Source organism: Chamaesiphon sp. (genome assembly GCF_041737865.1).
Classification (GTDB): Bacteria; Cyanobacteriota; Cyanobacteriia; order Cyanobacteriales; family Chamaesiphonaceae; genus Chamaesiphon.
The window spans coordinates 1-14,550 of record NZ_JBGSQZ010000066.1; the positions used below are offsets into that span (position 1 = coordinate 1).

Annotated in this window: 10 protein-coding genes and 1 tRNA gene; 7 read left to right on the plus strand and 4 right to left on the minus strand. The window is 45.8% G+C overall.

Translation table 11 applies throughout. The annotated features are described in order from the left end of the window. Positions 1-407: 407 nt before the first annotated feature. Positions 408-477, plus strand: a tRNA-OTHER gene (locus tag ACEW9J_RS04800). A 667-nt stretch (positions 478-1,144) separates the two neighbouring features. Continuing rightward, positions 1,145-2,674, plus strand: coding sequence for a slipin family protein (locus ACEW9J_RS04805; protein WP_373544000.1), 1,530 nt, complete (start codon positions 1,145-1,147; stop codon positions 2,672-2,674). 180 nt (positions 2,675-2,854) lie between these two features. On the opposite strand, the gene ACEW9J_RS04810 is transcribed toward ACEW9J_RS04805, so the two are convergent. Both ACEW9J_RS04810 and ACEW9J_RS04815 read right to left on the minus strand, forming a co-directional pair. Continuing rightward, positions 2,855-4,129: a tetratricopeptide repeat protein gene (locus tag ACEW9J_RS04810; RefSeq protein WP_373544001.1), complete on the minus strand. Its 1,275-nt coding sequence runs from the start codon at positions 4,127-4,129 to the stop codon at positions 2,855-2,857. Positions 4,130-4,353: 224 nt separating this feature from the next. After that, positions 4,354-4,968 carry a DUF3038 domain-containing protein gene (locus ACEW9J_RS04815; protein WP_373544002.1) on the minus strand — a complete coding sequence of 205 codons (615 nt, stop codon included), beginning with the start codon at positions 4,966-4,968 and terminating at the stop codon, positions 4,354-4,356. 309 nt (positions 4,969-5,277) lie between these two features. Here ACEW9J_RS04815 and ACEW9J_RS04820 point away from each other — a divergent pair, with 309 nt between their 5' ends. From ACEW9J_RS04820 to ACEW9J_RS04830, 3 genes are all read left to right on the plus strand, one after another. Continuing rightward, positions 5,278-5,790, plus strand: coding sequence for an adenine phosphoribosyltransferase (locus ACEW9J_RS04820; protein WP_373544003.1), 513 nt, complete (start codon positions 5,278-5,280; stop codon positions 5,788-5,790). 386 nt (positions 5,791-6,176) lie between these two features. Then, complete coding sequence (locus ACEW9J_RS04825) at positions 6,177-7,616, plus strand: folate/biopterin family MFS transporter (RefSeq protein ID WP_373544004.1); 1,440 nt, start codon at positions 6,177-6,179, stop codon at positions 7,614-7,616. Between the two features lie 188 nt (positions 7,617-7,804). Beyond that, positions 7,805-9,286 carry a carotenoid oxygenase family protein gene (locus ACEW9J_RS04830; RefSeq protein ID WP_373544005.1) on the plus strand — a complete coding sequence of 494 codons (1,482 nt, stop codon included), beginning with the start codon at positions 7,805-7,807 and terminating at the stop codon, positions 9,284-9,286. 416 nt (positions 9,287-9,702) lie between these two features. Here the strand turns inward: ACEW9J_RS04830 and lnt are convergent, their stop codons facing one another. Together lnt and ACEW9J_RS04840 are read right to left on the minus strand one after the other, a co-directional pair. Next, positions 9,703-11,292 carry an apolipoprotein N-acyltransferase gene (lnt, locus tag ACEW9J_RS04835; RefSeq protein ID WP_373544006.1) on the minus strand — a complete coding sequence of 530 codons (1,590 nt, stop codon included), beginning with the start codon at positions 11,290-11,292 and terminating at the stop codon, positions 9,703-9,705. Positions 11,293-11,329: 37 nt separating this feature from the next. Continuing rightward, complete coding sequence (locus ACEW9J_RS04840) at positions 11,330-12,241, minus strand: undecaprenyl-diphosphate phosphatase (protein WP_373544009.1); 912 nt, start codon at positions 12,239-12,241, stop codon at positions 11,330-11,332. A 294-nt stretch (positions 12,242-12,535) separates the two neighbouring features. Here ACEW9J_RS04840 and ACEW9J_RS04845 point away from each other — a divergent pair, with 294 nt between their 5' ends. Then, positions 12,536-13,225: a DUF3120 domain-containing protein gene (locus tag ACEW9J_RS04845; protein WP_373544007.1), complete on the plus strand. Its 690-nt coding sequence runs from the start codon at positions 12,536-12,538 to the stop codon at positions 13,223-13,225. Between the two features lie 75 nt (positions 13,226-13,300). Continuing rightward, complete coding sequence (locus ACEW9J_RS04850) at positions 13,301-14,335, plus strand: FHA domain-containing protein (protein ID WP_373544008.1); 1,035 nt, start codon at positions 13,301-13,303, stop codon at positions 14,333-14,335. Positions 14,336-14,550 lie beyond the last annotated feature (215 nt).

Genomic DNA, 14,550 nt, shown 5'->3' on the forward strand with positions numbered 1-14,550 from the left:
ACTTTTTGAGCATATCTTTATTATTATCCCATACTCTTTATGCTTCAAAAGTAACTCGTCTTTACTTCCCTTCAATTTTCATCCAACTGTGCAAAATCCAGTGTGGGAAAACGTTGCAGGGGTGCTTGTCACCCCTTCAGGCAAGTTACCTATGAATTAACCGATCGGGGCAAGCAACTATCTAAGCCACTTTATCACCTCTGCGATCTTGCTGCGGACTGGTATGGCGATAAAACAGTTAAGTGAGTACTAATAAAAACCTTTTCATCAGCACGAAATGCTGCATATGTTAAAATAGTAGGTAGACATTAATGAAAATGCCGACAAATGTTTTGATTCTATATATCTGACTGGTGCGCCAGCCTTTGGTCTGAGCGTATACCGTCGCGCATGATTATTTGTCGATCGTGCGATTAGCTTAGTGGATAAAGCAGCCGAGGTATCGGTCGAGGCTAGGTTCGATTCCTAGATCGTACTCCCCCAAAAAGTAAGCTCATTTGGATAGAGCAGTTGACTATTAATCAACGGTTAGTAGGTTCGATTCCTGCACTTTTCACCAAACCAAGCCAAAGGTTAATTCAGGCAACTTATTAGGGATAAGTCGGCGCAAGCCAAAAAAACGGTACGAGAGAAATCTCTAAATGGTTCAAGTCCATTATTTTCAGCTCTGTAAAGTTGGCGTTTGGCAATATTTAGTCACTTAGTGGCTCAATCTTGCAGCAGTTCGGTACTAGTACGATCGCGTGCAGCTCTAATTTGAGTATATTCCTTCAGCTACGAACATTAGTGTTTCTACGGGAATACTAGTGTTGGTATAGAACGATATATTTGATAGTCAAAGACGATTTAGTTATCCTTGGGTAGCTCCTGACTCTCAACTCTTAATCCAATTATGGATAAACCTTTCGTCCGTCACCAGACTGTCAAAAACGCCAGCAACTACGGAGTTAAACTAGCAAACTTTCTAATCCTTCGATCGTCAGTTGGATAGCGGATGCGCGCTCGCCTTTGTTTCCCGACGGTTTAGCGACCCAAATCGCGCTGTAGGCGAGCGGAGCGAGACGTGTCGCTAGACGGTTCCCTCAGCGTGCGTTTGGGTCAAGACAGCGCACCAAGCAGAGCAACGCAAAATCCAACAATTCATATGTTCAAGACATTCTACATCAAACCTCACGAAAGAGGAATTCTATATCACCGTAGCGATTTCAAAGCGATTTTATTACCAGGTACGCATCGATATTTTGGCTGGAATTGGAGCCTCAAAACTTACGATCTCAATCAGCCAGATGCGCAGATCGAACAATTAGAATTACTATTGCAGACGCATCGAGATAAACTAGAGCAGCACCTGACGATCGTCCAAATCCAATTCGATCGAGTGGCATTACTCCAAATCAAACAAAGTTGGCTGATAGTAGTTCCCAATCAATTACGCGCTTTCTGGAAGGGATTTATACCTGTTGAAGTTCGTTATTTTAATCTATCTGAAAATTTAGAACTACCCGCAGATTTAGTCGAGAAAACGCGAGGATTTGCCCTGAGTGGGATTAAAAGATTTCAGGTATCCGAATCTGAGATCGGCTTAATGTACGTTCAAAATAACTTTATCCGCCCTCTAGGTACGGGTGAATATGCTTTTTGGTCATCATTGAAAGATCTCCAGTTCAAAACTCTCAATCGAGTTACCCTCAATCCAGTATTTCCCGATGAAGATGTCTTAGTCGATCGACATCCCGAATTTATCGCTCAATATTGCACTGTTGCAGAAACACTAGCACAACAGGTCGGCATCGTGCGCGACAGACAGCAGCCGATTGCCATTCTCCCGCCCCACAGTCGTAAATTATTTTGGCAGGGAGTGACGGTAGAAATCATCGATATTAGTCATGATGCTAAACTCACACCTGAGCTAGTTGCCGAATTAGTATCGGGTGCAGCACCAGTCAAAAAGATTGCCAGTGGTGCCTTACACGTCCAAGAAGTGCCAGTCCAACATCTGGGCTTGTTGTATGTCGATCGGGTATTTCAGACGCAGCTAGAGTCAGGAATCCACGCCTGGTGGTCATTTAATCGATCGTTCGGCTCAAATGCGATCGATCTGCGCCTCCAAACGATGGAAGTTACTGGGCAAGATATTCTCACCAAGGATAAAGTCCCCTTGCGGTTGAATCTGACTGCTGGTTATCGGATTAGCGATCCGTTGCAAGCGAGTAATAGTCTGGCAGATATTACCGGATTTTTATACAAAGAGCTACAATTTGCCTTGCGGGGAGCCGTGGGGGAGCGGACTTTGGATGGATTGCTGGAAGACAAAGGGACGATCGATCGCGATATTGCTGAGTATATCCGCAAGAAGACTACCGACTATGGATTGACAGTGGAATCTGTCGGCGTGAAAGATATTATTTTACCTGGGGAAATCAAAACTATTCTCAGTAAAGTGGTAGAAGCTGAGAAATCTGCTCAAGCCAATGTCGTCCGCCGTCGCGAGGAAACAGCCGCCACAAGGAGTATGCTCAATACCGCCAAAGTGATGGAAGAAAATCCCGTCGCGCTGAGATTGAAAGAGTTGGAAATACTCGAACGCATCGCTGAGAAGATCGATCGGATTCAGGTAAATGGTGGTTTGGATAATATTTTAACAGACCTGATTAATATCAAAAAATCACCTTAACAACTATAGCAATCCTAAATCAGATCCTTGGGTATCGATCCTGGTGCGTTACGGCTGAAGCCTAACACACCCTACATCAACATAAATGATAATTTAGGATTGCTATAGATTTACCGAATAGAGATTTACATTGGCTCTGGTGCGTTACCCTTAGGGATAACACACCCTACGATCGACTAATTACAATCCCTGCTCCAGATTATAAATTACGCGTTCGAGATACCAGTCTTCGGCATACCCTGGAGACTCCTGTTTGAGTCGATCGATCAGTCGTTGAGCGATGCCCCATTGCCCGCTCACCAGCACAAACAAGCGTTGTCGTAAGGATTCGGTTTGAGGACTTTTCGTCGGTGGTGGTGGCAATTTGGGCGTAGAGCGTTGTAGCTTTTGGAGATTTGCTAATGTGTCTTGATATTTGGGTAGATCTTGACGTTCTAGATAGATATTTGCAGCTAGTTGATAATCATCGATCGCCTGACGTAATTCTTCGAGCTTGATATATGTTTGGGCGCGATAGATATATGCTGAAGGCTCCTGCGGATCGATCGAGATTGCCTGACTAAAATCAGCGATCGCCTCAGAATAATTATTCAAACTCACCCGTACATTCCCCCGCGCTAAATAGATAAATAAATCTTGAGGATCGATCGCGATGGCTCGATCGAAATCCAAAATTGCCCCACCATAATCACCCATCCGATCGCGCAATTTGCCCCGACTGCGATAGGCGACATGGGATTGGGGATCGAGTTTAATTGCTTGGCTAAAGTCAGCCAAAGCCGCCGCTAAATTGCCTTGTTTGAGGTAGAGTACACCGCGACAGGAGTAGACGCGGACATCCAATGGGCTAGTTTTTACCGACCAATTGGCATTATCGATCGCCCCTTGGAGATCCCCTCGTTCGCCCTGTTCCAAGAGTTGGGTATAGAACTGTTCGGGCGTAATTAGTGGGGGTGGAGGAGTCGTCGGTGTCACTGGAGCGATCGGTTTGGGTTGCAAGGAGAGCGCAAGCTCCAAACACTGACGACTATTATCGGGATCTTGCTGGGATAAGTAGAGATTAGCCGCTGTTTTGTAAGCCGCGATCGCCTGTGGATACTGGGCGAGTTTTTTGGATACCAGCCCTTTGAGTTGATATGCTGGCGCATAATCTCGCCCGTAAAGGATCGCTCGATCGACATCTTCCATCGCCCCAGGAAAATTCTTGAGCATCAATCTCGCCAGAGCGCGCGCATAGTAACAATCTCTGTGCTGAGAATCGAGTGCTAATGCCTGAGTATAGTCCCCAACAGCCGTCAAGATCTCGCCGAGATCGAAATATGCCAAGCCGCGCCGATAGTAAATCTCCGCCCATTCTGGCGTAGCGATCGATGCCAACTCAAAATCAGCAATCGCCCCTCGCGCATCTCCAGCCTTAGCTTTTGCTAATCCCTGTCGATAATATTCTTGGGTCATAAATCCTCCTGACTCCGCGATTTTTCGCTAATCCCTTTCTAGTGCCACATTAAATATCTGGGGTAGTGAGTGGATGGTGGATAGTGGATGGTGGATAGTGGATGGTGAATGGTGGTTCGGGAGTTAGGATCGAATTGGTGCGTTACGGCTTGAGCCTAACACACCCTACATCAACTGCGGCTTCGCTCAGTGCAAGCTGTCAACTATCAACTATCAACTATCAACTATTTTACTTCCCCATCGAATAGGCTCATCCACAGCCGTTGTGTTCCGAGCGTACCAGTACAAAAGAGCAGCTTGCTCAGTAGCGAAACAGCCAACTCATTTAATTTATCATCATCTTGATAAATACTCACCTTGGCGCGGCGGGGATTCATCCGACTGCGAAAATGGGCGCGGAAGCGGTCTAAATACTCCGAGAGTTGGAAATTGTATTCAGGGGGGATTTGCTTGATACTGAGCTGCTGCTGGGCGAGGAGGAGTTGACGAATCGGCACGGCAAGACGACTAGCCAATCGACACCCGATCGCGCTGAGGGCTTTGGCTTCTTTGATTGATAAAATGCGGCGGGTGTGAGCGCGACGCATCGGATTAGTAGAGCGCATCCGCCAGAGGACGATCCGATTTTTGATAATTTCGTCGAGATTTAGTTCTTTGGCAAGCTCTAGAATATGTTCCGAACTGCCTGATTCAATGGCTTCGATCGCCAGCAGCATCAGATCGAGTTCGACTTTGGTGCGGCGTGGACAAGCATCTCCCACAATACTGGGATTGGGGAGAGTTTCTAGTACTCCCAGGAGCGATTCGGACATGGGGCCATTGATTAGCGATGCACTCATATTAAGACAATCGATCGAACTAGTTGTGGGGTTTAAATTCTGAGCGATCTAGACTCAATTTCATGACAAAATTGTTGCAGTTGATGTTAAATTTTTGGTTTCGATCGTCAACATCAGCATACCCGAATTTTAGACCCTAACCACCATCCTATAACTCTACTTGGTTAAAAACCAAAGTTTCTAGCAATAGATGGCGATTGTTTGGCGTTTAGCGATCTATCGATCGTCTTGTTGCCTACCCAATTGACAATTAACCCCTAACCAGAGACGATCGATCCTGACTCACCCCCTTACCCATCACGACAACTAATGGATCTCAAAGCTCTCATTCGTGACATTCCCGACTTCCCCAAACCTGGGATCTTATTTCGCGATATTACTACGCTACTGAGCGATCCTGCCGGATTACGCTACTCGATCGATACCTTAGCGTCAAAAATTGAAGATTGGCAACCTGAGTACATCGTCGGCATGGAGTCGCGGGGGTTTATTTTTGGAGCTGCATTGGCTTACAAATTAGGGATTGGCTTTATTCCGATCCGCAAGCCAGGGAAATTACCCGCCGCCGTCTGGAATGTTGAATATGCCTTAGAATATGGTACCGACAAGCTGGAAATTCACCAGGATGCAGCCCCTGCTGGTAGTCGGATCGCGATCGTGGATGACTTGATCGCCACTGGCGGCACAGCAGCAGCTACGGCTAAATTAGTCAGAGAAATTGGCGGCGATTTGGTAGGTTGTGCCTTCCTGATTGAATTAGACGATCTTGATGGTCGATCGCATTTGCCAGATGTACCAATTATCTCATTAGTTCATTACTAAAGAAGCACAACGATTGAAATCGTCGCTAATGATGCAAAGTCCGCAAAGGCGGACTAAGATCTAAGCGTGTTTTAATCGCCTTGGCGACTGGCATAACCCCAGTTACAACCTATACTCAAGAAGGTTAAAACCACTCCTCAGAATACGAAGTCCGCCTTCGCGGACTGAACTTTCTAGTCCGCGAAGGCGGACTTTGTAACATTAGCCACGATTTCAATCGTAGGCGTTGCTGGGTGCCCATAAGGTGGGGTAGGTAAAAATCTCCGCTATCAATCAAATAATGTCGCACGCCGGAGAACTTAGATGAGTAAACTCAGGTTTGAGCATAGATCGCTCAATAAAGATCGGTTAACATAGATCTCAATACTGCGTAACATTTATTAATAATGCTGACAGAGCCTTCAGACTCATCAGACGATGCTCATCCCCTCATCACCAAGATTTTGTTCGGACATCAGCCGAGTCGCGAACTGTTAGCGATCTTGCTGGTATATGCCGTGCAGGGAATTTTGGGCATCTCCCGACTGGCGGTAAGCTTTTTCCTCAAAGATGAACTAGCACTATCTCCAGCCGAAGTTGCTGCGCTGATGGGAATAGCTGCCTTACCGTGGGTAATTAAGCCTGTATTTGGATTTATTTCTGATGGTTTGCCGATCTTTGGCTATCGGCGGCGACCGTACCTGATCTTATCAGGGTTGCTAGGCGTCGGAGCTTGGCTGAGTCTAGCAAATCTGGTACATACAGCCGCTGGTGCTACACTGGCGATCGCGATTACCTCACTTTCGGTAGCATTTAGTGATGTGATCGTAGACTCCCTCATCGTCGAACGCGCCAGAGATGAGTCTGTTGGTAAAGCTGGTTCTTTGCAAGCTCTGTGTTGGGGCGCATCAGCAGTCGGCGGATTACTCACCGCTTATTTTAGTGGTTTATTGCTGCAACACTTTAGCACCCGCACGGTATTTGCCTTGACGGCAGCTTTTCCACTGTTAGTGTCGGCTGCGGCGTTGTGGATTTCTGAGGAACCCGTAACGTCGGCAGATGGCAATCGCCAAACGGTAGTCAAAGAGCAAATACAGCAATTGTGGCAAGCTCTGACGCAGAAAGCGATTTGGATGCCCACACTATTCCTGTTTCTGTGGCAATGTACGCCTACAGCCGAGTCAGCCTTTTTCTACTTCAGTACCAATGAATTAGGATTTACGCCCGAATTTTTAGGGCGGGTACGACTGGTGACAAGTTTGGCTTCCTTGCTGGGAGTATGGCTATTCCAACGCTTTTTAAAAACCATCCCGTTTCGCCAAATCTTTATTTGGACAACATTATTATCATCCCTACTGGGTTTGACAGCACTATTACTCGTTACTCATACTAATCGATCGTTAGGCATTGACGACCATTGGTTTGCTCTTGGCGATAGTTTGATTCTAACTGTCATGGGTCAATTAACCTTCATGCCAGTGCTGGTATTGGCGGCGAGATTGTGTCCACCTGGGATTGAAGCTACTTTGTTTGCCATGTTAATGTCGGTACTAAACTTATCAGGCTTAGTATCCAAAGAAGGTGGAGCAATTCTCACTCACATCCTGGGAGTAACCGATACCAACTTCGATAAATTGTGGCTGCTAGTCTTAATCACCAATGTCGGGAGTATGCTCCCACTGATCTTTATTAATTTATTACCAAATGAAGATCCTCAACTAATAACAACAACATCTAAATTAATTCCGCCATCAAGTGCGATCGAACATCAACAAACAGGCATCGTTGGCAACCAATCCTTCATCCCTAGTATGTTACCAGAACTCCTAGAAACTAATGAGAATTAGGATCGTCCTGGTGCGTTACGGCTGAAGCTTAACACATCCTACCTCTCAAACTATCTACTCATTTAGGATTGCTATAAATCGATCGGCTAGTTGAATTAGATTTATATTCTAAGTGATAATAGTATTAATAGAGCTAATTCAGATTAATACTCGCAAGCTACAGTAAATACTTTATATATTTTTAGGCAATGCAAACTAAAACTACTGAACTCCCCTATAATTTAGCTCAATGGAAACAAGGGTATCGATCGCAAAAACAAGAATATGATTATCAAATCACCGAAATCATAGGACAAATTCCCGCTGATTTAACAGGTACATTATTCCGAAATGGCCCAGGATTACTAGATATCAATGGCGACTCAGTACGTCACCCATTCGATGGTGACGGGATGATTTGTCGAATTACTATCAAAGACGGCAAAGCGCACTTTCTCAATCGCTTTATCCAAACCGAAGCCTATGTCGCCGAGCAAGCCGCAGGTAAATTTCTCTATCGCGGCGTATTCGGCACCCAGAAAGCTGGCGGTTGGATGAGCAATGCTTTCGATGTCAACTTAAAAAATATTGCCAACACCCAAGTCGTCTACTGGGGCGGAAAATTACTCGCTCTGTGGGAAGCAGCCGAACCCCACCGTTTAGATCCCAAAACGCTCGATACATTAGGCATTGAGTATTTAAATAACACCCTAAAACCTGGCGATCCTTTTGCTGCTCACCCATTATTCGATCCCAAGCAGGAGCGAATGGTAAACTTTGGCTTGAAAGCTGGTAAATTCGATCGAACTGGACTTTTGACGGGAATTACCATCTACGAATTAGATCTAGATGGCAAAGTTGTCGAAGAGCATTCACATACCATCCCTGGATTCGCATTCATTCATGACTTTGCGATTACCCCCAACTATTGCATCTTCTTCCAAAACCCTGTCGGCTTCAATCCTTTCCCTTTCCTATTCGGCTTAAAAGGTGCGGGCGAATGTGTCAAATTCCAGCCCGAAAAACCCACGAAAATTATCGTTATTCCCCGCGATCCTCGCAGTGGCGAAAAGATCCAAACTCTCGAAACTAGTTCGGGATTCGTCTTCCACCATGCCAATGCGTTCGAGCAAGATGGTAAGATCTCGATCGATTCAATTGCCTATGCCACTTTCCCCGAAGTCGAACCCGATAAAGACTTCCGCGATATGAACTTCAGTACGCTCACCCCAGGGCAACTATGGCGATTTGAACTAGATCTAAAAACTCAACAGGTAACTAGCACACTCGTCGAACCCCGCTGTTGCGAATTCCCCACAATTAACCCCGCTAACGTCGGCTATCCCTACCGCTATGTCTATATGGGTGCCGCCCAAACCCTCGATGGCAATGCACCCCTGCAAAGCATCCTCAAATTAGATCGCGAAACTGGCGCGAAGCAATTGTGGACGGCTGCACCGACGGGATATGTCAACGAACCCGTCTTTGTGCCGCGTCCTGGTGGTACTCAAGAGGACGATGGCTGGCTGCTGGCAATGATTTATGATGGATTGAAGGATCGATCGGCCGTGGTCATTTTAGATGCCGCAGATTTGAGAAAAGGGCCAGTCGCGACTCTACATTTGACTCATCATATTCCCTATGGGCTGCATGGGAGTTGGACGGATGATGTTTTTATCGATTCGCTGTAGTTGATGTAGGGTGTGTTAGGCGCAAGCCGTAACGCACCAATGTCTGGTACTTAGCAAATCGGTAGGCGAAGAGAATTTGCTGGTTGCGGGTGTTATTTGTGTGGGCAGAACCAGGATCTGGGGGTACCGACCCCCAGACCCCCCGTTGAGAGGCGGAACGCTGTCTTGTCTCGCTAAACCCTCGGCAGAGCCGAGGAGCGCGAGCCGCCGCCCTCTCAAACTCTCCTGCGTAAGGTTCGATTTGTGGGAAGCGTGGTGCGGCATTCGCTCCATTTTAGATTTTAGTTGGAAGTTACTTGATTCGGCAGAGCCGACACTGTGCCTACGGCAGGCTACGCCAACGCCAACGATAGAGCTGTATGTGCATCGTACTGTGCGGTCGAAATTTGGTTGGATAGATCGATTACGATCGCGATTTAGGTTTCAGTTTTTGACCGAGAAGGTAAGATAAATAATATAAATCCGATCGCAAGTAGCAACGGTGTCAACCAATTACCAAACCGGACATATAGGGTTTGAGTATTGCGGCGATAAACTGTGTGAGCATGAGCTGCAAATTCATTGAGATTCGAGATCCACTGAGTCCGCCCATGTGGATCGATAATTGCTGAATAACCAGTATTACTCGACCGAGCCGTCCACCGATCTGTTTCGATCGATCGCATCAAATCTAGTGCCTGATGTTGAGATGGCATTGCGACACCATAGTGAGCATCGTTAGAAGCGGTGATAATTAGCGAGCCTGTCTGAGCTTGACGGCGAAAGTGTTCGGGATAGGCGGAGTCATAACAGATTCCAAAAATTAAATTACCGAGTGGGGTATTGACTAACGGGGCAAATTTACCCGCTAGCAAATGTGAATCTAACGGCGATATTGTGTCGATAAGTTTACCGAGATATTGCTCGAACGGTATATATTCACCTAATGGCACTAGCTTCCATTTATCATAGCGACTGATAACTTTACCTTCACCATCGATCGTCAAAATACTATTAGTAATTTTATTCCCAACTTCACCAAAACCACCGAGGAATACAGTGACTTTTTTAGCTAGGATTTCTTGATAAAAGGATGTTTGTTTAATTTGACTTTCTCGATAGGGAAAAGCAGTTTCTGGCGTAATAACTGCTGCTACGCCCTGAGCTGCTAATTCTACATAACCTCTGGTATAATTCTCGATCGCGAGGTCATATCCCGATCGATAATGTCTGACTTCATTGCCGATATTACCTTGAATAATTCCGATCTTCAGACTAGAATCGATCGCTTCTACTAATGGGCGATTCGCTAGATTAGAGCCAATTAGATGTAAGATCGTAATTGAGGCAATCGCGCTACTAATATAGGGTGAAGATTGCCAAATTCTTTGTGTTAGTTTAGGATGACGACGGTTGCGATTAAATGCTAAACAGGCTTCAGCAATTAAACCGTTGACTAAGACGATCGCACCGCTGACAGTAGTGGGGCCGGATAATTGTCCGAGATGAAGAATGGGTAAATTATGTGGACTTTGGCTCATCGCAAGTGATGTCCACCACAAGTCTGTGAGGCTATACAACTCTTCTAATAAGCACCAACAAGCCGTCCCTAAGATCGCGCGGATAAAGGGGTTTAGTTGAGGTTTGGAGCTGATAAACCGCAGCATAAGCGACCATAATATTACTAAACTTGCACCCCATAAAGTGATAAAAGTCAAGCAAAAAGTAGCAATTCCCAAACTAGCTAAATAGGGCACACCCATCCACGTCATCGGATGAATCCCAAAGATCCAACTCAAGCCTAACCCATAACAACCAATCCCCCATAGCAAGGCATAAATGATGGAATTGAAGTTAGGCTTGTGACATACTAAATACCATAGTGAAGCAAGTGCAACCCAAGCTAAATACCAAGCTTCGACTGGTGCAAATGTCATCCCCATCAAGATCCCACTTCCCAGCGCAACTGCCATTTTCAATAGCAGTAGCTTGTCATTAAATTTAGTCAGATTGCGAATGGATAGCATGAGGATGATGATATTTAGTATTGTAGTGGGATTTAATCTAATGATTGACTAGTCCACCTGTCGCGATCGCGCTGAGAATAGCGACTCCAAAAGCTAATCGATACCAGATGAAAATAAAGGTATTATGAGTTTGTAAAAACTTGAGTAACCACGCGATCGAGAGATAAGAAAAAACTGCCGCCGAAAGCGTCCCCACGATTAGCGAAACTGCCGATACGCCGCTAAATCCAGTATCGATCGCACTTTTGAGTTCTGATATCCCCGCCAGTGTAATCGAAGGAATACCTAATAAGAACGAAAATCTCGCTGCTGCTGCTCGTTCTAAACCCATAAATAAACCTGCTGTCAAAGTAGAACCAGAACGAGAACAACCAGGGACGAAGGCTAAACATTGCGCCAAACCCATTAGTACTCCATCCATTACCGTGAGACTATTCAAATCTCGTTTGCGCCCACCAATTTTTTCAGCAATTCCTAATAGAATAGACATGAAGATCGAGGCAATCGCGATCGCACCCAAGCTTCTGAGTGGTGAATGGTCGAAGTCAGGAATAAAATTTTTAATTAATAGCCCAAAAAAGATAATTGGCACGGTACCTAACGCAATCCCCGCTGCCATTTGAAACTCTAATGACCGATAATCTTTTTTCTGAATAGCCGTATACGCGCCACTAATCACAGTGACAATATCAGTCCAAAAAAACCAAATCACCGCCGCAATACTACCCAATTGGATAATGGCTGTAAATGCTACCCCAGGATCTCCCCACTGGAGAGCTTCAGGAATCACCTTCAGATGCGCCGAGCTACTAATCGGCAAAAATTCCGTCACACCTTGCACCAAGCCGAGGAAGATGGCTTGAAAGAAGTTGAGCGAGACGGGTGGGGTACCAGTTGAGGCTGCTGGCTTGGCAAGAGCGATCGTTGCGGCAAGGAGGAGAATCGTCATTGTACTTAGCACCAATAGTGGGAATTTAGCTGCCGATCGGTTGCGCGACAAATTCTTTAGAATCATTTAATTATAAGCATCATGATTAATCGTATTTTCTCACCGATCGTCGCTCCCCGTAACAAATATTAATGCCCTGATGCAGTGGTTCTCATAATCTAAATCGGTGGATTATCGAGCAAATAAGTTGCCAAAGTCCTTCCCGTACAAGGTTTGTTGTCTTGATTCGTCGCAACATAACTAATATAATAACTTTATATAATTAAACATTAAGTCACTGATATCTATATTACTTTGCTTAACTCTAGCTATAAATCCAGCGAAATCAAGGGGACGTGGCGGTGGCAACTGCAAGGGAATTGGGGTGTATTTGCCGGATCGGCATTTTTAGTATCCATTCCCGTATTTATCGAAGCCCCGCTAGTCCGTCACTATCCAGCCCTGAGCGTTGTGCTCACTATCTTATGGGTTTGCTTGGGAGCGATCCTGAGCCAACGCCCTCAGAGCCAAATTTGGGGAGACTTGATCCTGGGATTTAGTTGGAGTTGGTTGGCTGGGGCGATCTATTGGGGTTGGTTTAGATGGGAACCAGCGATCCATTTACCGATCGAATCGATCGGCGTACCCTTTGCGATCTGGGCACTGTGGCGAGGTTTTGGCAAGATTGGTGCTTTATTTTACCTCGGTTCTCTACTCGGCACGGCAATTACCGATTTATATTTTTATCAAGTTGGCTTACTTGACTACTGGAAGCAAGTGATGCTGGTCGATCCCAGCCTCGCCATGCCGATCTTACAGCAAGCGATCGCCCAAGTTCGCACTCCTTGGGGTACAGCATGGGGAGTCGTACTGGTGAATTTGCTATTAGCTGTGGGTATAATACCTTTAGGAATCAAACAGTGGCATTGGTACGCTTTCAGTGGCGCAGTTTTAACCACCATCGTCGTTGATAGTTTATTTTTGTTGGTTGCTGGTCATGCCTAAACCAATCATTTTAGATGTGTTGATAGTTTTGAAGCGATCGATCCACTAGTTCACCACCTTTATTTTTACCCAATTGTGAACCAGGGCATCTCACCATATCTACTCCTCAATACTGATAACGGTCTCCGCCAGCTATCCCTAAAAGATGGCAACTGCTGGACTGTCGGTCGGGGGGATGACAATCAATTTGTCGTCAAAGATCGTTGTATTTCTCGCAACCATGCGATGATCCAATACACTGATGCTGGCGATCACTACCTGATCGATTTAGGTAGTAGCAATGGCACATTTGTCAATGGACGCAGAGTGAGTATTCCCGTCACCATCCACGACGGCGATACGATTACCTTCGGTCAAACTGAATTTGAATTTCACTGGCCTAGAGCCGATGGTTCGCTAGAAGCGGCGTTAGATGGGACGATCGACGGTACGGTTACATCAGTGCTGCATCTTCGCAAACTGATGTCAGTGATGGTGGTAGATATGCGGAATTTTACCATTCTGACCCGTCAAACTAATGAAAACCTCTTATCTGAGGTGATGAGTGCCTGGTTCCGCAATGCTGGAGCGATCATTCGCAACCGAGGTAGCTGGGTAGATAAATATATCGGTGACGCGTTGATGGCGTTGTGGTTTCACAATGGTGAAACTGTCACCAAACAAGAGATGATGAATATCCTCTTGGCACTCGACGATCTCAATCAGATGACAAGAGAGATGAGCCAGCAATATCCCCTCCCATTTGAGTTAAAAATTGGGGCAGGAATTAATACTGGTCATGCGATGATCGGCAATGCTGGGAGTGGAGATCGACCTGACTATACGGCTTTGGGCGATACTGTCAATGCGGCATTTCGCTTGGAAGCAATCACCAAAGAACTCAATGCAGAAATTGCGATCGGAGCTTCCACCTATCGTTATCTGGCACCCGTACTCGGCAAACATCGAGTGTTTAAAGAATGCTCCGTCGATCTCAAGGGTTATGATGTACCCGCGATCGTTCATGCCACCAATTTTGGCCCCCTCAATGCCTTTTTAAAATTAGCTACTGCTGATGCAGATTCGATCGTCGATTCACAGCCGCAAACTAATTTGATTACACCGAGCTGAGATTTTGGAGAGACTGACTCTCGGCATCTGCTCGGATAGCTTGGCAAGTTATTTGAGATGTTGCGTAGTCCTTTACCCCCCCAACCCCCCCTTATCAAGGGCAGGGCTGATCTATTGGAAAAAGAATAATGCTAAAACCCAATTGTTTCGTTTAACTTCCATCTACATTCGATCGAGACTTAACGACAGAAAAGGGTTAGAGCGGTTTTTCTCTG